This window comes from Paenibacillus qinlingensis, from assembly GCF_031455095.1.
Lineage (GTDB): Bacteria > Bacillota > Bacilli > Paenibacillales > NBRC-103111 > Paenibacillus_E > Paenibacillus_E qinlingensis_A.
Map to the genome: position 1 here is coordinate 185,685 of NZ_JAVDSB010000010.1, position 24,993 is coordinate 210,677.

8 protein-coding genes and 1 riboswitch are annotated in these 24,993 nt (G+C 44.3%); all 8 genes read right to left on the reverse strand.

Features of this window, described 5'->3' with window-relative positions; genetic code table 11:
* Nucleotides 1-2: 2 nt before the first annotated feature.
* Entirely contained in the window at nucleotides 3-9,959 is a 9,957-nt protein-coding gene (locus J2736_RS23020) for an RHS repeat-associated core domain-containing protein (RefSeq protein ID WP_310500933.1), read from the reverse strand.
* 28 nt (nucleotides 9,960-9,987) lie between these two features.
* Complete coding sequence (locus J2736_RS23025; protein WP_310500934.1) at nucleotides 9,988-10,863, reverse strand: hypothetical protein; 876 nt, start codon at nucleotides 10,861-10,863, stop codon at nucleotides 9,988-9,990.
* Nucleotides 10,864-10,916: 53 nt separating this feature from the next.
* Nucleotides 10,917-11,855 carry a hypothetical protein gene (locus J2736_RS23030; RefSeq protein WP_310500935.1) on the reverse strand — a complete coding sequence of 313 codons (939 nt, stop codon included), beginning with the start codon at nucleotides 11,853-11,855 and terminating at the stop codon, nucleotides 10,917-10,919.
* A gap of 27 nt (nucleotides 11,856-11,882) precedes the next feature.
* Nucleotides 11,883-15,362: a fibronectin type III domain-containing protein gene (locus J2736_RS23035; protein ID WP_310500936.1), complete on the reverse strand. Its 3,480-nt coding sequence runs from the start codon at nucleotides 15,360-15,362 to the stop codon at nucleotides 11,883-11,885.
* A gap of 24 nt (nucleotides 15,363-15,386) precedes the next feature.
* Nucleotides 15,387-19,514 (reverse strand): fibronectin type III domain-containing protein, encoded by a 4,128-nt coding sequence (locus J2736_RS23040; RefSeq protein WP_310500937.1) that lies wholly within the window; start codon nucleotides 19,512-19,514, stop codon nucleotides 15,387-15,389.
* A 47-nt stretch (nucleotides 19,515-19,561) separates the two neighbouring features.
* A riboswitch (cyclic di-GMP riboswitch) is annotated at nucleotides 19,562-19,674 on the reverse strand.
* Nucleotides 19,675-20,000: 326 nt separating this feature from the next.
* Complete coding sequence (locus J2736_RS23045; protein ID WP_310500938.1) at nucleotides 20,001-21,626, reverse strand: helix-turn-helix domain-containing protein; 1,626 nt, start codon at nucleotides 21,624-21,626, stop codon at nucleotides 20,001-20,003.
* A 2-nt stretch (nucleotides 21,627-21,628) separates the two neighbouring features.
* Complete coding sequence (locus tag J2736_RS23050; RefSeq protein ID WP_310500939.1) at nucleotides 21,629-23,419, reverse strand: sensor histidine kinase; 1,791 nt, start codon at nucleotides 23,417-23,419, stop codon at nucleotides 21,629-21,631.
* Between the two features lie 106 nt (nucleotides 23,420-23,525).
* Entirely contained in the window at nucleotides 23,526-24,875 is a 1,350-nt protein-coding gene (locus J2736_RS23055) for an ABC transporter substrate-binding protein (protein WP_310500940.1), read from the reverse strand.
* Between the last annotated feature and the right edge of the window lie 118 nt (nucleotides 24,876-24,993).

Genomic DNA, 24,993 nt, shown 5'->3' on the forward strand with positions numbered 1-24,993 from the left:
GTTCACTCCGTCAACTTTTTTGATACTACTTTAGTGGAGTCGATAATGAAGCCATCAGTATCTATTTTATAGCTATACAACTCAAGCCATGAACCTTTAACATTTACCCCAGCATCTCGAAGCAGTTGGGGATAATTCATTGCTTCTTCTGGTGTGGGACGATAATGCCCTGATTCATTAGTTATTCTTCTCACCTCACCTTGTCCATTTATTTTCAGCTGTCCTGCCGCAAGAACTTCATCTCTATTTCCCAATGTATGATGTTTATTTCCAATAACCAGGCTTCCGTGTTTATCAACAACAAAATCAACTTCTGTTCTGCCATCAATCCCTTTAATCTTCCCGTTCTCTAGAGTATAGGAAAGAATTTTTCCGTCGGTAGGTAATGCCTCATCAGGAAACTTGTTCTTAATTGTTGGAACACCATTCCCAGAACTACCCTGAGCTGCATTACTTCCAAATTTATTAAATTTACCTCTGCTAAATAAAGTAGAGAGACTAAGAGCATAGAACTCACCTGCATTGTCAAAACCCATTTCCTGACCAGCAGTTTTCAATACAACATCCTTATTGATCTGAACATTGTAATAATCTGCATAATGGTTAAGTAATTCACCTACAGCCCAAGCTTGATCATCTGCATTCTTTAATTCTGAGTATGCGCTCGTTCCTGACGAAACGCCAAATAGGAAATTAAAATCGTTGCCATCCTCATCATTCGGAAGGATCGACCAGCCACTCTCCCCATATTCCACAAACGGAGGTAACATCAAATCAGGGTTTGAAAACGTACTCTTCCACTCTCGCTGAATCTCATCATAAATACTGCTATGCGGCACTAGACGGGCAATAAGAAGGTCCATAGATAAAAGTTTGAGTTTACTCTGAATGAAAGTGGCTTTATCTTGAGCTTGTGACGGCACTAATCCAGCCTGAAGTTCAGATTCTTTGGCATACACTCTATTACGATGATCTTCAAGGTATTTAATCCATGAAGCATCCGTATATCCAACTTCCAGAGTGAGTGATACTATCCGTGCTTGTTCAGGCTTAAGCGAACTAGAATTAGAGCCAGAATCCGTAAATTCTTTGTATCCCTTCGACATTCTATCCATCTGAACCTTGATTTTTCCAGAATCCATGCTTTCTACTACGTCTCTGCCTATACCTTGAGCTACCACAATCATAGCACTGCTCTTTACAAAATTCTCTTGATCTTGCTGAGTAATCTGCTCACCACGATCAATTTTATCCTCAATGTCCCTTTTAACTACTTCATGCTTATACGATTCCCAATCCCCAGCTGCCTCGTTCCCGTTATCCTGAACAAGCTGTGCTACTTGCTGGTTGCCACTCTCCAATCTAGCCAATTCTTGCCGTAATGAATCCGCTGCATTATGTGCATTTTCTTGCGCTTGTGTCCATTGATCGCGACCACTGCCTGCTCCCGCTTCTTCCCTTGCCCATATTTCCTTCTGTTCATCAATTGCCTTGATGATATCATTTACGGTTTGGGCAGCATGGCCAGTTGGATCAACATACATAATCGGATTGTTATGAACATAGGTGTATAAGTTCAGGCTTAATGGGTTGCTGTCTTCACCCCAATAACTGTCCTGAGAAATGAAACGCCCAATATAAGGATCGTAGTATCTTGCACGAAGATAGTATAGACCTACCTCCGCATCAAAAAACTCCCCTGCATACCGAATCGAGTTCGCATACATCTCAACCGTCAACGTAGCATTGCCAAAGATATCGTAGTCATACTGGTTCTGGGCTTCGCCACTCTCGGATACAGTCTGTACCAAATCACCATGACCATTGAACAAGTAGTAAGACAGCTTATCCGTTCCGTCCATACGAGCAATGTAGTTAATACCGCGCACATATCTCACCGCAACATCATCAGCCGCATCTGTCTCCAGAATAACATACTGACGATCATACAAATAATTGGTCACTTTCGCCGCATACTCATCCTTCGAGCTGCGCACAGTTTTGCGAATGCGGAGATCATCGCCATCATACAAGTACTCAACGGTTACGCGCTCTCCAGCCTTAACCTGCTCCACCTGCTTCAAACGGTTGAATCCGTCAAATGTATTGCTGACTTTCTCGATCAGGCTGCTAATATCGCCTTCGATCTCATCCCCGTACGGATTCCCGCCCGTGGTCTGACGCATGTCCCTTTTGTGCGGACGCAGGTAACTGACCTTTTGACGAAGCTCGTTGCCGTTGTCGTCGTACAAGAAGTTGGTCGTTTTTTCCAACACTTCTTTACCCGCGGCGTCTAGCATTTTCTCGACCAGTTGCTGCAGTTCGTTCGAACCCGAGTACATGTACTCGCTCTTCTTGACGAGGTACTTCACTTCCACGCTACTTGCGGAATCGGTAAAGCCGCTAGGTTGTTCAGATGTATACGTTTCGTTCAGCGTTTGGCGATTACCGTTCTTGTCGTATTCATAAGCGGTTGTTTTTCCCGGCGCTTCTACTTTCTCTACGCGACCAGCAGCATCGTACGTATAGTTCGTTGTGCCGAAGCTATCCGTTTTTGAAACTTGTCTGCCCGTTTCGTCATACGTATACGTGTACTCAGAAATGATGCTGCCGCCAGACTTCTTATTCGTCAGAGCGAGCAGTCGATTATTCTTGTCAAACGTATAGTCTTCTTTAACGCCGCCCTCGTACGCGATGGAGGTACGGTTTCCATTTTCGTCGTAGCTGTACTTCGTTGTCTTCCCTTGGAAGCTCACGGTTTCCATACGGCTAGATTTGTCGTACGTGTAGCTAGTCTTAAATCCTGTTTTATCCGTCACGCTCTCGATGTTACCAACCACATCATACGTGTAAGAAATCTGTGTCTTCCCATCCTTGGCAATTTGCTTCAGACGGTTATTGCTGTCATACGTATAGCTGCTTGTTCCGCTCTCGTCAGTCATCGACGCGCGGTTGCCTGCTTCGTCGTACGTGTACTGGATGCGATCGCCTGTTTCGGTGACAGCTCTCTCTACCAGCAGATTACGGCTATCATACAAGTAGCGTGTGTGGTTGCCATTTCTATCCGCGATCTCTGCTACGCTCAACGCCAAGTTATAACGGTAGGCCATCGATTTGTTAACTGCGTTAACAACTTCTCGTAATAAACCAAATGCGCCATAGCGATAGCGAGTTACTTTCCCTTTGCCATCCGTCATGTCCAGCTTATTACCTACCATGTCGTAACTGTACGTGACAGTAACACCTAGCTGATCTGTTACTTGGACGAGTCTTCCTGCATTGTCGTAGGCATAGGTTTTGCTATTGCCCAGTGCATCCGTTTCTTTCACTCTCTCGCCAACTGGATTGTACTGGTAAGCCACGGTAAACTTCTCCGGCTTTTTCAACGCCGCGATTTCCGGATCAACCGTCCTCACCACGCGATTAGCTAAATCGTAAGTATACAACCAGCCGTAGCGTGCTTCGTCCGTACCAGCTGATCTGTAACCTTTGGCGTCCATCGTTTTGACGGCATTCCCATTTTCATCATAGAGGTTTTTGCTAATCACTGCGTTGTACGGATCTGTCACTGTAACAAGTCGGTTCAGCTTATCATATCCGTACGTCATGCTGTTGCTCTTAGCATTCGTCTCAGCAATCTTGTTTCCTGCCAAGTCATACCCATACGTAAATGACTGCCCCTCGGAATCCGTTACCTTCTCAACCCGATTCAGCTTATCGTAGGTGTATTGGGTCTCAAACCCTCGCTCGTTACGCTCCGCTATACGGTTGCCAACCTCATCGTAGGTATACTGCTTGTTTACGTCGGTTCCGTTCACTTGATGGATAACTTGATTCACTCTGTTCAGCGTGTCGTATGTATAACGAGTCGTATACCTATCTCGGTTTTCCGTATCATCCAGTCCGTATGCATACGCACGTGGATCGACCTCTTTAACCCGATTGCCCAACACATCATACCCGTATCCGGTGATGCTATAGACTTTGCCGAAATGCTCAGCATCCTTCAAATACCGAATGTTCGGCCAACTCGCCGAATCAAGCAAATCCACTTCGTCCACAAGTCGAATCCGCTTAATCAGCCTGTTCTGGCTGTCGTACTCAAACTTCTCCGTGTCATATGTAGATGCTTCACGCATCTTCTCCGTCAAAATAACATTGCCATTCTTGTCGTAATGGCTCTTCGTATAGGCACCGCTGTTGTTGGATACGACTTGGAGCAAATTGTTATCGTAATACGTGTAGGTCGTCTCGCGTAAAAACTCAGCATCCTTAGATCCTGCAACGCTCTTCTTGATGACATTTCCGACTGTGTCATACGCGTATTGCTCTACGGCATAAACGACATTGCCACTCTCGTCCAACTCAAGCGGTGTCTGCTTCTCCGTTAATTGCTTGTTGCCATCGTACTTAAAAAGGGAGACACTGCCCCGCTTATCCTTCAGTGATACGAGATTGCCGGTCAGATCGTATTTACCTTCCACGGTATTACCGTACGGATCCTTAACAATCTTTTCTTTACCAAAAGCGTTATACGTATAAGCAGTCGTATTCCCGAGTTGATTCGTCTCGCTTGTCTTCCGGCTCAACTTGTCGTACGCATACGTGACGGTTCCACCATCTGCAAATGTGACTTTGCTCAATGTCTTGTCGGCATTGTACACATAACGAGTAGTATAATCACGTGCATCCGTCATGGTAATTACGTTGCCAAGCACGTCATATTCAAAAACAGAACTGTTATTCAACGCATCTGTCTTACGATTCATTTGGCCTAATCCGTCATACGTAAACACAGTCCCCGACGATGTTCCCATATCACCGTTATATCGCAGTCCGTCTACAACTTTCTGCACCTGACCGCGCATATTGTACTGGATATATTCGATGTCTTTTCCATCAGGTGAAATTGTTGATGTACGGCGGTTCATCGCATCAAATACGTAGGAGCTGCCCACCATCGTATCTACGGATGAAGCGTTATCCATAGCCGCCTCATAATCGTTCGGCAACACCTGCTTCGTCAAATTGCCGACGGCATCGTAGATATATCTCGTCATAGCAAATGAACCGTCAGCCGCAGCCGTTTTCTTCCGAATAAGACGATCCAGCTCGTCATAGCCGTAGAATGTGGAAACGCCCTTCGCATTCTCTTCTTCGACTAAGTTACCTTTGAAGTCATAACGGTACTGAGTCGCTGCTTGCAGAGCATTTGTCTTCTTCGTTGGCTTGCCGTCATAATCGTACGTATACTGAATACGATTCCCCTGAGCGTCCGTCTGACTTTGTAGTTTGCCATTCTTATAGTAGCTATAGCTTGTAGTGGATAGAATGCGATCCACAAATTCGTTATCATACTTCGCTTGCTTCAACGTATCCAAGCTGAGATCCGCTGTCTTCACCAACAGCGATTCCGTCGACAGCTGCGATCTAACATCGTACGAGTATCGGATGACGTCGTAGATGTCGTTCGCTACTTTTTGTTTCTTCGTTACCAGGTTACCAACAGCGTCGTATTCATGAATTGTTTCCTTGCCATTCGGCCCAGAAACCTTCAGAAGTCTTCCCGCTTTGTCATACACATACTCCGTTTTATCTCCAGCAGATTGCTTTGCACCCGAACCCTGCAACAAGAAAGTTTCGCTGCTGAGAAGGCGATTCGCTTCGTCGTAGGCCAGCTCCGTCAGCTTAAAAACAGATGCTGTACCCTCCGTCCGAATAAATTCTTTCTTCGAAACTGGATTACCCGAAGTGTTATAGGCCAAGACCTGCGTATTTCCCGCTTGATCATAACGCTCGGTCAGTTCGCCTTTGGTCGAATAAACAAACCGCTCATTTGTTCCATCCGGGTATTCCATACGGTACGGTTTATCAAAAACCGTGTTGAACGCCTCCGTTACCCGTCCTAGCCGATCAGTCTTTACGACCAGAGACTTCCCTGTCAAGTCATAGTCGTATGCTTCTTTGTTGCCATCCGCGAACGTTTTCTCTTTCGGCAGTCCGTTCAAATAGTACGCATACGTTGTTGTATTCCCCAGTGCATCTGTCTCAGAAAGAACATTCCCCAGACCATCATACGTGTACGTCGCAGAGACATGCTCAGTCCCGTTCTTTTCATTCAAAGAGAGCATCTCAGCCGAAACGACACTTGTCTTTCTGTTACTCGCATCGTACTCATATACATTACCATACGACTTGTTTGGCTGGGCCGAATTATACCCTTCCCCATCCGACTCTTTCACAACATTTCCGCGTCCGTCGTACTCTTTATAGGCAATGACATCTTTCACTTTGCCATCAAAAACAACAGCCTTCACCAAACGATTTAAGGCATCGTACTCGTACTCCGTTCCTGGTGCCTCTTCCTCGGACACAGATAAATATCTAGGATCGATCTCCTTGATCCGATTGCCATTCGCGTCATACACATACCTTGCCGTGTTGCCGAGAGGATCAATCTTTTTAACCATTTTACCGAGACCGTCATAGACAAAACTCATTGTCGTATCGACACCTTGGATCACCAATGTCTCAGAAGTGCGGTTACCCGTCTTGTTATATTGATACTTGGTCTGCTTTCCATCAGGCTTATCGCCATACGGTTCCTGCTTTTCTTTCACCTGATTACGGTAGTCGTAGGTATAGGAAGTTGTATCATAGCCGCTGCCGTTCAACACTTGCTCTTTGACGACATTACCAGCATAGTCTCGCTCCGTCAGTTTCTGATAATTCCCGTATTCTTGATACGCTCCGTGTGGATCAGATTCGCGATAGCTTCCCTTCTCCTCTTTCACACGTCCAGCAAAATCATAGCCATACGCGTACACGCGGTATTTCATTTCAGCTTCATCTGCATAATGGATGGATGATGTCTTGTTGCCATTTTTGTTATAAAAGTTTCTGATATGTCCCGTTCTCGTCTCTTCCATCTTGCTTAGCTCATCTATTAGTTGATTCAAAGCATCATAGATGTAGCTAACATCGGAATCTACAGCATCTGTTCCAGCAGTTACATGACCCAGCTTCACATTGGTGACATTGTTCGCCGCATCGTATCCGTAAGACGTATACGTGTAATCGGACGAGCCTTGTTTTAACACCTTTTTGACCGAAACCCTACCTAACTCATCATAGGCAAGATCAGCGACTTTTCCGCCTGGTTCCTTTTGCGTTACAGCTTGATTCCGTGCGTTATAGCTATAGCTGGTTTCATTACCAAGCGCATCCTGCCTCGACATCAGTCTTCCAAGATTGTCATAATTAAAACGAGTTGAGTTACCCCGCGCGTCCGTCTCGCTCACTTTATTCCCCACATAATCGTACATGTAAGTGGTCGCATAGAACTGGACGTTATCTGGAGTTACCTCCAACTTGGTGAGCCTGTCCAAGCTATCGTAGTAATATTTTTTCACATAGCCTTCTTCATCCGTAATCGTTACAACTAGTGGAGTCGAACTGTCATAACCAACCTGATAGCCGATCTTCACGTCGCCCTTGTTAACTGTATCTTTTTCATAAAAAGACTTCTGCTTTAACCTAAACTTACTGTCATATTCGTAACGAATACTTTGTCCATTCGCGTCAGTTTCCTTCGTCTTGTTACCCTTTGCGTCGTAAACGAAGGTCTGCAATACAGCCCAATTCCCATTATCAAACACGGTTGCCTGAAGCAAATTGCCCATGATGTCATACTCATACTGAAAAGGTACCAGCTCTGGGTCTGTGTAGCGAATCTTCATGTTGGCAAATGGATTTTCCTCGTAGCTGTATGTCTTAAAACTGTTGTCCGGTCGAATTGTCCTAACCACTCTGTTCATCGCATCGTATTCGTAGCTAGTTCTCTTGCCCCGCGCGTCAACCTCTACCGTTCTGTTCCCCGAGTTCAAGTCATAGGCATATTTTTTCGCACTCTCTTGCCCGTCAAGCATCCCGTATTCCTTGCTCAAATATGCGCCTTTAACGTCCGCGCCATTGGCGTCAGTGCCATATTCATATTGGGTAACAAACGTTTGCCCGCCTGATCCCGCGGATTTCTTCGTTAAATTGCCGTAGCCATCGTACTCATAGTCCGTCACAATCCAGTTATTCGTGTCCGTAGTATTGATCTTCGTCTCTTGCTTGACATTCCCTAGCCCATCTACTGTGTATAAGTTCTGAGCGGTCGTGTCCTTATCTTTTTTCCACGTTTTCGAAGCGAGCACATGGAATTTGTCATAGGCATAAGAGTAGACAACCGTGTGTTCCGTGTTAATGGGATACCCTTGCTCGTCCCTTTCCGCCTCGGGTCCTGTATAGTTGGTCAAATTCCCGTATTCATCGTAGCGGTAGTTTTCGATTTTTTTGACAGGGTCGCCGTTAGCTTGTCCGTCTACGACTTGGTAGCTCTGGGTCTCCTGCTTTTTGACCAATTTCATCTCATCTCGTTCGCTAAGGAGGATTTCTTTATGATCCTTCCCCAGCTTGTCCGTCACGAGCAATTGGTTAACGCCGTCATACGTATATTTAATGATATTACCCAATAGATCCGTTATTTCCGTAAAATACCGATATGTCCCCTTCAAATAGGTATCATCGTATTCTTTGTAACCCACTGTACCAAAGCCGTCCGCCTCATTGGTATAGGCATAGGTAACCTTGTCCTTCACATCAACAATGAATCTATCTTCGAACTTGCTCTGATCTGGGTTATAGCCTGTTTTGACAAGCTCTTTCTGCTCAAAAATTTTACGATACTGCATACTGCCCTTATTTAGTTGTTTGGTGTACGAATTATATAAGTATTGCTTGATATGATTGGTCTTGGTGTAATCAATCTGTGTCAAATTCTCATATCGGTTATATGCGGCATACTGGGTGCCATTCATGTAAGTAAATCCTAGGTCCGGCTGCTCGTACCAAAAATGATACTTCGGACGGTCGTCCACATCGAATACCCGCTGCAAGCGTGTCCGCATGACGTGCTTCGTCGAATTGACTAATACTGCCGATTTGTCGTAAACGATCTGCTTGTCGCCGGGTACATGGACAATAACTTGGAATTTGCCCTGTAAATCCCCAGAATCCGTGTTATTCGGGTTTTGTGACGCTTTATAGCTCTCTTCCGCAGCGTAAGTCTGATTGGTAATCGGCCCGACTGTAAACGTTGCGTCCTCTTTATATTCAATCGTCGTTACTCTGCCGATCGTATCTGTAATCTTGGACATTAGCTTCTTTGTAATCGTCTGTTCATCGAGTGCATACGACAACGTTGTATACTCGAACACAATCGTATTCCCATAACGATCCTTAATACCTAGAATTCTTCCATCCTCTGCAAAATACGTCTTTTCCCCGTCTTTCCCAGTCATGACGTACTTGGACGAGCCGTCCGTTTGTCCGTTGCTAAACTCGGTTGTTTCTTTCACTACGACATCTTTAATCGTCTGTCCTTCTGGTAAGTACGTCTGCACACCATCCACTATGGAGGCTTTGAGTCGATATACATCGCCGCTATCCGTATGCAGGAACTTATGACTGGTACCGTCATCGTTCGTTCTTATTTCCATATTTGGAAAAGAGAACCTCATCCCGATCCCTAAATTATAGCGATCCTCATAAAAGGATGACGTCTTGGCACTGGATTCGACATAATCCACCCACGCGCCATTGACATACTTCACTTTCATCTCCTGAACGCTAGCTGATCCGCTTTTATAGATGCGTTTAAACTCCAAATCAAGCCCGTTTCTTCCTGGCAGTACATAGTCTGTCTGGGCTATCGTCAGCTCACCACTTTGCGGGCTGATTTGCTCTTCTGTCGTGTTATTTCTTAGATAAACGGGCGATAACATCGTATTATATTGCTGCTTCGGACCAACCAAATTGTTCATCTGTTCTTCCAAAGTTTCAGCATATATCATATGAAAAGGAATGATAAAAAATAAAAAAGTCAGAACAAGCGTTTTACCCCAATACTTCACCTTAACACCTCCACAATTCCAGTCTCAGCTAGTTGTATTTCAGCATATAGCTCTCTGCCCTAATGGCAGCTTCTGTTTTACCTGCTTTCATCTTCTCCACCACAGTCTCCGGATTTTGGCCAATTTGCTGGGCTAGCACGAATGCTTCAGCTATCTTGTCCTCCGTAAATGACCCTGGCTTAACGAATTTGCTTAGCTGCTGGGCCGTAATTTGTACTCTCGGCAGTGTAGCGGTACCGTGCAAAAGATCCAGTTCTGCAGTAATATCCATCCAATTGCGCTTTGATTCTAGTTTTGAAGTTATAATGTCTTTTACATCTATACCTGAGGCAAATGAAACCCGATCTGCCATCATGACATCATCGGAAGTAAATCCTGGCTTCTTCATTAAGTCTTCCAAATAATCCGGGTCGAATGCTCGTGGAACAAACGCCTTATGGCCGCTGTTATAGCCTGCGAATAAGGCTTCCCATGCCTTCCCCGCTTCCTTTTGCTTAACTAAAAGCTCTAATTCTGGCAGTTTTCCGAATTTTTGATATAAAAATTCAAAAGCAATTAACACATTTGACAAGCTATGCCCTGCCATTACTAATCGTTCAATTTCCTGTTGCACTTTGGCGTGCACATTCAGGTCTGCAAGCAACTGCTTATATTTCATTACATTGCTATCAAAATGGCTGGAATCTGTCGCTTGCAGCTTGTTCAAGACGTCTTGCGGAATTACTTTCTGATCGATCGAGGTAGCTCCGGTTTCAGTCGTAGGTACCTTTGGCGCCTCTTCATCCATAGCGACCGTTTGTGCATGAACATAAGATACGAGTGTGTAGCCCGTTTGGACGGCTATACTCAAAGCCAATACAATAAGCAGCGCTTTGGACACTGTGTTCATCTTTATTCTTTTCATATGGGTTCTCCTTAAAGTTTTTCACTAGAAAAACTGACATCGTAAGCATAAGCTTATGGCTTGTTTGGATTCAGTACGTTAACTTCCTTCATGATATCTGCAGCTGGATTTCCTGGCTTTACGTCTTTAACTGTAGGAAGAGGTACGTCAGGCAGCAGTGATTTCTCTTTCGTATCTTTGGTTGTGGCGCTGCCTGCCTTTCCCTGTGTGGTGAACTCATCCTTTGCTGTTTGATTATTTTGCTGGATTTTTTCCAACAAGGCAGATTCAATAACTGACATTGTGATCACCTTGTCACGCGTAAGTCCGATACTCTTCTCTTCTTTCGCTTTGAGATACTTATCTTTGTCTTGAATGTAATCTTCCAAGTTAATGCCAATTTGCAAAGCGAAAAGGTACTCATCCAGCACAGCTTCTAGACTGCCGAAATCCTTTTTTAGCATCAGCATAAAATAAAGCACGGAATTCACATCAAATTGCTCCGTAATTTTGGGAAATTCGGATAATTTATCATCTTTCTTTGTATCTAATTTGATTTCTAGTACAGGAACTTGCGGTGTAATCTTCGTATCGTTGACTAGCTCTTTCAACTGGAATTGCACTCTTTCTGCAAGCATTTTCGCTTCCATAATTTCCTCATTGGTGAATCCCTGCGCAATCAGTTTCGCCACGGCATCTTCACCCAATTCCATCCCTGCGAGCAAATTGCTCCTGTTACCTTTTTGAGTATCCGTATTGGGTGCCTGTTTCAACTTGTCTAACACTTCATTCCAGGATAAGCCCGACTGTTTTAGCTTTAATATCTCCTCGATCTTCACACCGGTCATATTGGAAATATCCGCAGCAGTTTTGTTGTCATCACTTTGACTTGATTCGGCATTCGTTGTAGTCAGGGCCTTATCTCCCACTACGAACAAGAACATCTGTGCAATTAATGAAACCCCTATGATTACAGCAATGAATTTCCTATTTTTATAGAAAAATTGTTTCACATCATCAACTCCGCTATCCTATTCTTCTTACTCAACTACTACATTCATCTGCGCTTGCCCATCAACCTTAGACTTAAAGACAATCGTCGCAATTTCACCAGACCATGAGGTTCCAGGTACTACATTTTGATTAATCCTGAATGTTATTTCCCCAGCCGTATACGTCACATCCAGATTCGAACCTGGGATTTTTCCTGCTGTTGGAAGATCAGCGTTAGGCGTGAATCCAAACAAATCTATAGCTTCCAGCTGACTAGGATCATAAGTAACAACATACGTCATCTCACTGAAATCCTGTACATTGGAAGCTAGCAAGGATAGATCGAAGGTTTTTTCTTTCTCGCCGTTCACGGTGTATGTCGGACTGGTGGTGCTTTTCACAATCGCCGCGCTCCATGCCGTTACGCCAGTTACGTTCTTAGCTCTAACTCGATACGTATGAGCGGTACCAGAGCTTAGCTCATCATGAAGGTACGAGGCTGCCTCGCCTGCGTCCATCGTCTTGCCGTCAATCTCAATATCATATCCGGTCGCTGTGCTATTCTTTTGCCAACGCAGCTCAATGCTGTTATTGGTTGCAAATGCTTCTATATCGGTTGGAGCATCCGGAGGATTCGGCAACGTGGATAGGGAAAGCATCGCTACCCATTCCCCAGGGTGATCTTCATTTTGGAGACGAATTTTGTACGTGTGGAACTCGTTCGCTTTCAAACCGGTATGATGGTAAATGGTGTCGTCTCCGTTATTCATGAGTACACCATCTACCTCAATATCATATCGAGCTTCGGGAGCTACTGTATCCCAAGAAATCGTGATGTAGCGATTCGTTACTATTGCAGCGATATTCGTTAGTGAGAGCGTTGTGTCACTCCCGCTTGGGAATGTGGTTAGTGTAACTGGCGCACTCCACTCGCTGTCACCGCTAATGTTTTTCGCACGAACTCGATATGTGTGTCGGCTATCCGGCTCCAAGTCGCTGTGAACAAACTGGTTGTTCGTAACGTTAATTTTCGTTATGCCATCAATCTCTACTTCATAACTTGAAGCATGAGGAACTTTGTACCATGTAGTCGTAATGGATTTTTCCTCCGCCGTTGTCATGATGTTCGTCGGAATATTCGGTATCTCTGGATGTGTCGTAACGTCGAGTGGCTCGCTCCACGCGCTCATGCCTCCAATATTTTTGGCACGCACTCGATAGGTGTGACCACTCAAAGCATCCAAGCCATCATGGAGGTAAGTCGTTTTGTTGCCATTTTCAGTACGGAGTCCATCAACCTCGATTTCGTAAGCGTCTGCTCCATCGGCGGTACTCCAGTTAACCATTACTTGATGAATAGAGAGATCCGCTGTCAGATTATCCGGTGTATTTGGTGGATTCGGCAGCGTCTTCATCAAGACCGGCTCGCTCCATTGGCTAATACCCCCAGGGTTCTTAGCTCGAACTTGGTACGTATGTTCGGTGAGAGGCTGTAGATTCCGGTGTACATAGGTTGTTTGAGCACCGTTGTCAATTTCCGTTCCACCATCCACTTTAATATCATAGCCTTCTGCCCGGGCAACACTGTCCCAGGATATGGTCATTTGTGTCTGCAGAGGAACCGCTTGGATGCCCGTAGGCACGGCTGGTGGATCTGGCAATGTAAACTTGCTGATCAAGGGACTCCACTTGCCTGTTCCTCCTGCATTATTGGCACGTACTCTATAGTTGTGTTGTGTATTAGGTGCTAGTCCATTGTGTGAAAAAGTTGTAGATGTGCCGTTATTCATAGGCACGCCGCCGTCTACCTCAACATCGTAGCTGGCAATCCCCGGTGTGGCTGGCCAAGAGAGTTTAATTAAGCGTTGAGCCAATTCAGTTGTAATGGGCGCAGGCGGGCTTGCTAATGTAGTTCCACCTGCAAGGGGACCATAGTTCGTTTCCACACCTAATTCATTTTTGGCTTTTGCTTGAAAGCTATAAGATGTGTTAGGTGCTAAGCCTGTTACTTTGATCGTTTTGTTTGTAAGTGGGATCCACGCAGGTGCAGTTGTTACTGTACCCGCAGCGTTCACATACTGCCCACCAATTTGGACTTGATACTGCGTGCTGGAAGGATTGCTGTCACTAAAGGAAATATCCAGACCTGATTCGGTAGCTTGGCTTAGTGACAATGTAGGAGCTTGTGCTTTGGTCCGTATCAATTGCTCTTGGCTCGCGATATGTCCAACGTTATCCCGAGCTTCGAACTTAACGTTATAATTGGTGTTCGGTGTTAAGTTTGATTGTGTATATTGAAGTAAACTCGTCCAAGCGCTGGTGTTCGATCCTATTGAATATCGGTAAGATTCCGAACTTAAGCCTGATATTGAATCCGATGCGGAACCCGAAATCTGCACTAATGTATCTGTAGATGTTGCGGCAACTACTCCTAATACAGGAGAAGTTTTGTCAACCATTACTTGCGCTATTGATTCGACCTTCGCTGAACCATCATCTACCGTAAATCGTATCGTATGTGTTCCTTCAATTATTGATTCTATATTTAACGCATTGAAACTCACAGTTTGAGCAGTTTGCGTATTGGATATTACTTTTGTATCACGTGGTGACGTCTCCGAATCCAAGAAATAAGAAGCAATCAATGTGTCTCCATCGGGATCGCTTATTTTTATGCTAGGTATAAAAGCAGTATTAAACTCGCTTAAAATTTGCCCTGATATAGGCGAAACGACTTCTATATTAGGAACTGGATGTGTAAAGTTTATTAGTGTCAGGCGTGAACATGTGTCGCAATAAGGATCTGGATACGCTCCAAGAGGATAAAATCCAGCTGGAATAGGTTTAGATACGCCAGATGCTCCCCACCCTCCGCTACTAAAATATCCACCTCCGGAATCCAAATATGACCACCTAATTTCTCCAGTATTTTTGTTTATGATCACCATTCTTGATAACGTTGGAGCATATGGATCTAAGTAAGCTCCAGCAGGAATAAATCCTGTAGGAATTGGTTTAGAAACATTTAGATCTCCACCAAACCCACCGCTATAGAAACCATACCCCGATTCCAAGTAGGCAATTTTTATCTTACCTGTGGTAGGATTAATAATAATAATCCGAGAGCAAGTATCGCAGTAAGGATCGTTATAAACCCCTGCCGGTATATATCCCTCCGGTAATGGCTTATTAGCTACATTCGAGCTCCACCCACTACCGCTGTATGAACCATCAGGATTATTTAAGTATGAAAATCGTATATCTCCTGTCCTAGGATTAATGATCCAGGCTCTAGATACCCCCGAGGCATATAAATCCTTACTAGCGCCAGCTGGCACAAACCCATCTGGAATTGGCTTGGAAGCCCCCGTACTTCCCCAACCTCCACCACTAAAATATCCTCCACCTTGGTCAAAATAGGACATATATATTAAACCCGTTCCTAAAGCTTTTACTTGAGTTGGCATCGGAAATATGACACTAGTCACCATGATAAAAAAGCATAAAACCCATATGAGTCTTTTCATTTGCATTCTCCTCTAAGAGCACCGCTACTCCACCGTATAAGTAATCTTCGAATCCTCATTGCTTTTCGCAAGCAATTTAATACCATTAACAACCGTTTTATCAACATTCAAAATGGTGTACACAATTCTTCCGCTCGCAAACTCGCTCACGATCATATTCGTTCCATGAATTGGACCTACTCCAAGCTCAACCTCTGGAGTAATCGCACTGGAATCCAATACTTCCAACTCTTCTGGATTATACGTAACCGTAATCTTGCGTTCAGTAACGCCATCCTTCTTAGGTGCCACAATAACAAAGTTGAAAATGTTGTCCTTACCCACGTTCACAATCATCTCAGGTGTAGTCCTCTTTTCTAGTTTCTCTGACCATTCGCTGCGACCATACTGATTCTGCGATCTAACTCTATAAACGTGCATCTTATTTGGCTCTAATGCATCCTGCGTATAAGTCGTGTTCGTCAGTCCACTAATAACTTTTCCGTCAACTTCAAGATCATAGCTATCTTCCCCCGATGCGGAGCTCCAAGTAACTGTAATTGAACTGGTTGTTGCCTTAGCAGAAATAAATCTCGGAACATCGGACGCCGTGCTTTGGGTCACTAGACTACTCCAGTTGCTCCAATCGCTGTATATACTAGGGTTCTTTGCTCTTACCCTATATGTATGTAGGGAATTTGAAGACAGATTTGAATGTGTGAAGGAAGTCTTCACTCCGTTATCTACGAGACTTCCATCTACCTCTATCTCATAACCGTCTGCGCCAACAACACTTCCCCAGTTGACTATAATCTGCGAACTTGTTGCTACCATACGTATTATTACAGGCGTACCGAGCATCGTTGCCTTTGTGAATGTATCGCTCCACTCGCCACTCACATCGGCATTTTTGGCTCGAATTCGGTACACATGCCAAGAGTAAGGCGTCAGTCCATCATGGAGGTAGCTTGTCTCTTTTCCGACATTGACGACTTCACCATCGACTATCAATTCATAGTCATCGGCACCGATGACCTCATCCCATGTGATAGTAATTGAACGAACTGTTGAATCGAGGGTTATGTTTTGCGGTTCTCCGAGCGTAGTGACTACGGTAATCGCATCCGTCCATGGGCCATTTCCACCCCCATTCCTAGCCCTTACCCGATAGGTATGTTCACTATAAGGAGACAATCCAGAATGGACATAAGTCAGGCTCATGCCGTTATTTACGATTTGACCATCGACTTCCACATCGTAACCGACCGCACCAACAGCCATATCCCAAGTTACCGTGATTTCATTACCTGCAGCCAGAGCGCGTAAATTCGTTGGTAATCCCGATAAAGTTGAACGCTTTAACAGCCCGCTCCATTGACCAATGGCTGCCCCATTATTTGCTCTTACTCGATACGTATGCTCTGAATTAACAGCTAATCCGTTGTGCACATATGTCGTACTTAAATCATGAGCAACAATTACTCCGTCGATTTCGATGTCATAATTGGAAGCTCCTACTACCTCGTCCCATTCAATTGAGATTTGTGTATCTGCGACAGTTGCACGTAAATGTTCTGGAATAGATGGCAACGTGACAGCTGTCGCAAGTGCGCTCCAATTGCTCGTGCCTACTCCATTTTTTGATTTAAGACGATACGTATGTGTAGAGTTCGGCTGCAAGTTAATATGGATGTATCTCGTACCAGTGATGCCAGACACAACGACTCCATCCACTTCCAAATCATAGCTTTCTGCGCCTGACACAGCATCCCATGAAACAGTAATTGTGCTATCCGTCGCAAGTGTAGCAAGTGAGCCTGTTGCTCCTGGCAACGTAGCCTTTGCGATGATGGGACTCCATTTGCCGGCTCCGCTTGAATTTTTAGCACGTACTTTATAGGCACGCTGTGTATTCGAATTCAAAGATGAATCTACAAACGTTGTTGAGTTGCCATTATCGATAATCGTATTATTCGTTTCGATGTCATAACCCGTTGCTCCGATAACGGCTGGCCACACAAGAGTAATTGCCGTGCTTGTCGAAGTTGTTTCAATTGGACCAGGCACATCAGGAAGCGTCCATTTGATCAGTAGTTCCGTCCACTCACCTGTAATGTCTCCGTTATTTGCCCTAACTCGAAATGTATGTGAAGTTCCTGCTTCAAGATTTGGATAAACATATTGAGCAATTGCACCGATGGATTGAATCGTGCCATCTGTTTCTACCTCATATCCACTCGCATTAAAAATTGGCGGCCATTGAAAAGTAATATCCGTTTCTGTTGGAATTGCCGTTACTACGGGTGTACCGTACGGGTACAATTGCGCTTGTGGAACAAACTCCGGATTCTGACTTTGACTTTCCCATCGCAATGTTGCTTTGGCATTACCATCATTGTTGGAATAATCTAACCTAATGTCGTATCTTCTTCCCGCCTCAGCAACGAACGAACCCGTCTGCTTGTCATTATGAGCTTGTAATCCATCAATGATGAGATCACCATCTACCCATAACTTCACAGAACCTTTCCAATGAACTTCAAATGTGTACTCCTCCGTATACAAAGGCTTAATTTGCCCTGTCCATCTAACAGAAAAGTCTTGATCCGTAAAGCCGAGAATCGGCAAGTTCGGTTTAGATTCCAACTTCACGTTTTCATCCACTCTTGTCACTTTATCCCCTGTAAAATTGCTTCCACTAAAATATTCTGCCTGCAACCCATTAAGTTTGTATTTCAATAACGTTTGACCTTGCCCGCCGCTCCCGGTCTCAATGATCGGCTTTTGATTGGCAGTCAGATTGCCACCCATGGCAAATACGCCACCTGTTTTAATACTAAGATGATTGTTTACACTCATGTTATCTCGGATGAACAAATCACCGATTTGGACATGTATATTAGCCGTTTGATTATTCGAAATCAGTTCACCAACAAGCATCTCTTGCGCGATATTCATATCGACTTTCGTATTGATGTTTAAATTATTCTCAATGAGCATATGATCTGCTTTCACTTGCAACGTCCCGTTATTATAAATTAAGCTTCCTGCCATAAATTGATTAGCTGCTTCAACACTTGAATCTTGATTCAGGTGAAGATTGCTTTTGACCCACAAATTCCCCATATTCAAAAGCGATGCGTTAGATGGTTGACTAACTTTGAGATTGAGCTTCGAATTGGCATTCAAGCCGTTTTTTAGAATAAGACTGCCAATGACAGTAACACTCAATGGTTGATTCGTATTCATGCCATCCAAAATTAGTACAACTGGTTTATCCAGTGTGCCAATGGTCATGGATGTGTCCAGATTCAGTTGTCCAGCTTTGATTACAACCGGATTATTGAAACTAGCGTTCACCTTAGCTTGTATAGCCGGAACATCACAGTTATTACACGCTATAGCCAAATGTTCATATTGATTAATGACACTATCGATTGTTTGCAGTTCAGTTGCCATGTATCGGCTTATTTCTTGTTGGAGCCCAGGTATACGAATGTATTCCGGTGTATTATGCACGTTCTGTGATTCCCCGGACATTAGCACTCTATTACCCGAAATCTTCCTCGCCTCAGGAGGCAAAGCAATCTGCGGATTGTTAGGTACAGGACTGAACATAGCAACTCTTGTAATTTGTATGGCATTTAGTGCAGTAAAATCCCCCGACGATCCGAATGTCAGTGTCAGCTTACCGTCGTTGACAGTAACATTCTTATCAAAAGCGCTATGCGCTCCTGGCTGAATGTACACATTTTCGCTTACCGACACCCCTTCAATGTAAAACGTATTCGTGCTTGAATAGACGGCATCCCCTACCGTTACGGAGACGTCATAGGAACCATTCTCTAAAGCAATCTCCCAAATATCCTGATTCGAAGCTTGAATAAATGAGTCAACAACTTCGCCTTGGTAGGTTTGTCGAACAACCGTATTATTCGTTTGATCCTGGTTCCAGCCATACGCCAATCCATTACGTGAACCATAGACATTCCCATAGTCCGCGATAAATCCGCTTGGAGTTGTTGCAGTATCATTTTGGAAGTTGATGCTAATGGCTTCCTGTCCGGTATCAGCAGACGCTTCAAGCGTCATAACTTGTAGCGCTGATAAAATAAATTGAATAAGTAACATCATACAAACTGCTTTTGAAACTTTGCCAATGTGCTTGTACATAAACTTCTCCTCCACTTAAAAAAATGCACAGCAAAAAAACAACTGACGTAGGTAACCCGGCTGCCGTTTCTAAGGCGAATGTCTTGCGACAAAATACCTCATAAAAGTAGGCCCGTGGCTTTGCGCCCCTGTCTTTCGAACAGGTTTGCCATTTCATTTCCACTTGGTCCAATAGATTAATAGTACTTTTATATCAGCTCACCATTTACTAAACAGGTACATTTCCCCTTTTTCGAGCTTTTATTTCATAATACTGGAAATGAAGTTGTCTGAACACCCCTTGAAATGGTGAATTTTGTCACATTTTGAATTCACTGAAGCTTTTATATTAGGACTTTGGATACAAATGGAGCGTGGTAACCCTAATGCGTGATTACGATGTTGGGGTATATGAATAGAGAATAAGCGAGAAATACCCTAGCCCCTACCAAAAAAAAACACAAAAGCCTGCATTTTAGCAGGCTTTTGTGCTTTCACACGGCTTCATCAAGAACTCCCCTTCGTCTGCCCCCTGTACGCATTCGGCACGAAGCCGGTGTGTGCCTTGAAGAGCTTACCGAAGTAATTTTTATTCTCGTAGCCGAGCATATCCGAGATTTGTTCCACGCTTTTATCCGTGATCTCAAGCAGCTCTTTCGCTTTCTCCATCTTCATCCGCGTCACATATTCGATGAAATTCTCGCCCGTCTCTCGCTTGAATAAGCGGCTCAAGTAACTCGGGTGCAAATGAAGATGCGCGGCAGCGTCCTCGAGTGATATTTTCGTATCGAGATGGCTATACACGAAGCGCTGACACTCCAGGATTTCACGATTATGCGACTCCCGATACACTTGTCCCGCCCACTCGATGGCCTGCTGCAAATAATCCTTCAGCCATAGCTCCATTTCACGGATTGAAGACAGTTCGTGGACATCATGGTGCAACAGCTCCGAAGAAAATGTCGATTGATAGTGCTGTAGGGATTTTAGACGCATCCGCACATCGAGAATCATTTTGAGCAGCCAATCCTTCACTTCTAAGGGACGGAAGCGATTATATTGGATAAAATCGACCCACTTCGAGACAAACGAGTCGATTCCTTCGATACGCTCATCGAACACCACAGTGCGGAATTCATCCAACGCTTGCGCATATTGGGCGAGCAACTCCCCGCCATCCCCGAATCCTTCCCGCAAATTGCCTAGCTTGCTGATCGAGGACTCTGGCATGTAAAATCGGCCAGCCTTGCCCTCGACCATGCGGATTAATTGATCCTTTAATGCTCGAACATCCCTCACTGGATTCCCGGTGATGAACGAGAAGGAGATTTTGGCGTACTTTTGCAAACAGGTTTGCAGCTGTCGAAGTGTTTGCTCCATTTTCTGACTATTGTTCACATGCAGTTCCGAGAAATGTGGAAATAGCAGCACGATTTCACCTGTATCGTAGGTGAATAAAGTCACTTCCTTTTGATCCACGAGAATCTCTTCGACAATATTCTGAATCGTATACTCGAACAAGTCCTTCGATTGAAACCGGCTATTCGCTTCTTTCACCCGGTTGGCATAGCCGAATACAGGCAGAACCGCATGCTTCGTAAGCCTTATCCCAAAATCCTCCGCTTTGGCTCCCCACTCGTCCGCATCGAATAACGGCTCATTCACCGTGCTTCGGATAAACTGGCGTTTCGATGCGCCGCGTTGCTGCGACACTTCTTTCTCTAGCTTGCGGCTCTTCGATTGCAGACGGTCCTCGGCGTCTAACTGCTCTTTGAGCCTGATCAATACCTCCGTGATATTACTGACGTTCATCGTTTCCTTCAATATATATTCACTCACCGAAAGCTTAACGGCCGCCTGTGCGTAGTGGAATTCATCGTGACAGGAGAGAATCACAGCCTTCACGTGGGGATCCTCCTCACGGAGGGACTTAATCAGCTCAAGCCCATTGATCCCGGGCATCCCAATATCACTAATCAATACATCTGTCTTCGCTTGCTGACCTGCCTTCAAAGCCTCCAAGGGATTCTCATAAACGCCAGTCAATTGATAACCGAGCTCTTCCCAATTTATCGTCGTTTTGAGAAATTCAAGCACGGGGATATCATCATCTACAATCATGACGGTGTACAAGGTTACACCTCCTTCTCTGGTTGCTGTGGAAAGCGAAGAATAATTTGAGTGCCGCGTCCTAGATTACTTTCAATTTCATAATCGAATCGAAGTCCATAAATCATCCGCAGTCGTTCAAACACGTTGTGTATACCAATTCCTGATAGCGAAGGACTGCTTGCTTCTACCACTACAGACGTTGTTGGTGTGGCTTCTAAATGATTGCGAAGCGTAAGCAAACGCTCTGGGGTCATACCAACTCCAGAATCCTGAATCTCCACCTGCAGTCTGCCATCCTCTGCAATCCGAGAAACAATCGTAATCTCACCTGCTTTACTTTTGAGGCCGTGAATATACGCATTCTCAATAAGTGGCTGCAGCAAGAAACGCGGAATTTGAATAAGCAGCGTGTCCGAAGCCGCGGATACTCGCAAGACAACCCGATCGCCGTGTCGCGAGTTCAACAAACGAACGTAGTGCTCGTTGATCCCAATCTCCTCATGGAGCGTTATATATTCGTTATTGCGATTAATGGTCATACGCAAAAGAGCAGACAATGAGCTGATCAGTTCCGCATTCTCTTCGTCGCCTTTCATCATAATTTTCAACCGGATGGAATTCAATACGTTAAAAAGAAAATGCGGATTAATCTGTGCCTGAAGCATCGCCAGCTCAGCCTTGCGCTTGAGTTCTTGCTCTCGCTTATTCTCAAAAAGCGTCAGCTCGATCCGATCAATCATTCGGTCAAATACATACCCTAACCGACCAACTTCGTCACCGCCACTAATGTTAGATCGTTCACTCAACTGACCCGATTCGATACGGACAACCGTTTGTACAAGCTTAGCGATGGGCTTCGTCAGAGTTCTTACAACATAAAGGAGCACGATGGCAAACAAGATTAAAAAGAAGAGCTGAATAAGGAAGTCTGTCTTGCGGAATGACTCAATTTGTTGAGCAGCAGACTTGTACGGTGCCATGCTGACGAGCTTCCAATTGGACGAAATTTGATTACTCTGCATAATGTACTCTTCACCTGCTACCTTGACAAAAGAGGAACCCTCCTCAGAAGGAAGCTGATCGAAATTAGCAAATTGCGTGCCAATGCGACTCGTATCCTGATCAACCAAAATCCGGCCATTCTCATCAATGATGACCATCGTTTCATTTTCCTTATATTGTGCAAATAAGTTCTGAAGAACACTCAACTCAAGTCCGACTATGACATAGCCGTAGGTTGTACCATTCAATCCAAGCGGCTTCGCTGCAGCTAATACATACGGTTGCGTTGACTCACTATTGTAATTGAACTCAGTCCCAATCCAATGTACATTATAACCTTTTATCTGATTAACTTCCTTCATCCAATCTTTACTCAAAAATGATTTCGGGTCGAAATTAATGGTTGTATAGGAGGCCACATATTGCCCATTGGGAAGTAATAATGTCACATTCATATTCCCCAATGGATTCATGACGGTTGAAATTCTTTTATTTATGGTTAGCTTGGCTTGAAAAATGTCCCCTATTGTCGACGTCTCATCCACATGACCAAGGCTGAGAATTGGCTTCTGCAGTTCTTCATCAAATTGAATAAAATTCATCATGTACACCATGTTCTTCAACTGTCCCGTTACAATCTGACTCGTGATACGCATCGATTGCCTTGCGCTGTCTGCCACTTGTGAACGAACCGCATCCCGTGTAAAAAAATTCGACACATTCATCGACACGATGGACGGTAACACCAGACAAACCAGAATCGTTAGTACTAATTTATTACGAAGTGATAATGTGCGAAACCATTGCAGCACTAGCGTTTCCCGCCTTCTCCAATAAAATGGGAAAAAAGAGGGGCCGGTGGCCTCCTCTTGCTTCCTATACACATTATACCAGTAAAGCTAGTCTAACCGTTACCGATTACTTTGCATTACTTTTTCTGATGTCTTCAATTTTCGCTTTCGCTGTGGAAATTGTTTTCTCCAGATCTTGCTTGCCAGTTAAGAACAACTCAACTTGCGTTAGGTATTCTTTCTCTTGTTGCAAGGCATACGTTGGAGGAACTACCAATTTCGTCGCTTTATTTACTTTCAAAGTAGAAAGCAAAGAAGTTTTATCAATTTTAGCTACTTGATCTGGTTTACCGCTTTTTAGAATGGCATCTACGTTAGCATTAATGTCGGCTTTCTTCCAACCGGAGAAGAACAGACCTTGTGTTTGAATACCTTCTGTTGTGTACCATTTCACGAAGTCATAAGCTGCTTGTTTGTTTTTGGAGTTCGCAGCAACACCCATGAAGTCAGCACCAACTTCAGTTAGACCGTTTGCATCTTTCGCATCATATTTCGGATACGGAGCAAATACCGTGTTGAACTTCGCATTTTGTGCAAGCTCACCAACCATCCAGTTACCTGTTGCTAGCATAGCTGTTTTACCTGCGTAGAACACGTCACGGTAAGCCATTTTTTGCGAAACAACTTCAAAGTAAGGAACAGATGATTTATCCACGTTTTCCATTTGATTACGCAGGTTCAAGGAGAAACGAACTTGTGGGTTATCAATGTTCTCTGTACCATCTGATTTCACTAAGTACGGGTTATCCATATTGTTGTTCAAACCAAGTAAAGCATAGTCTTTCCAGTTATGGAAGTAAGAACCATATTGTTTTGCTGCGCCTTCACCCGAAGTCATTTTCTTCGCGTATTCAGCGTAGTCATTCCAAGTCCATTCTGTTGGAACTGGAAGTTTAGCTGCGTCCAATTTATCTTTGTTCAATAGAACGAACCATTCAATCATTTTACCAGGAAGCGCATAGTATTTCCCGTTAACAACTGGATCAAGTTTATATTCATCTTTGACGACAATGTTATCTTTTTTCAAATATGCATCAAGCGGCTCAAGAATTCCTGCGCCTACACGTTGTGCAAAGTCAGAAGCACTGGAGTACATAACTACGTCCATTTGCTCGCCGGAAGCAGCTAGTAGGTCAAGCTTTTTCATACCTTCTTGGGAATCGCCCTTTTCGGACATGCTCTCGTAAACGACTTTTACGTTAGGGTGAGTCTTGTTGTAAGCTTCAACTGTTGCGTTCCAGTTCCCTTGCGCTTCTGTGTACCATGCTTGTACTTTGATCGTAACAGGTGCTTTCGTTGTGGATGTTGCTGCACCACCAGAAGTTTCTGCTGGCTTATCTTCTGATTTACTACCGCAACCTGCAAGCGCAGCACTAATTGCTAGAACACCACTTAAAACGAGTAAACTCTTTTTCATATGAACCCCTCCAAGAAGATATTTGTATGTTTGCGAAAACTGAAAACCTTTACATGACGAATCGTAACAAACTTGGTTGGAGCACACGAGGCACTATTTTAACCTCATGTGCTCTTAT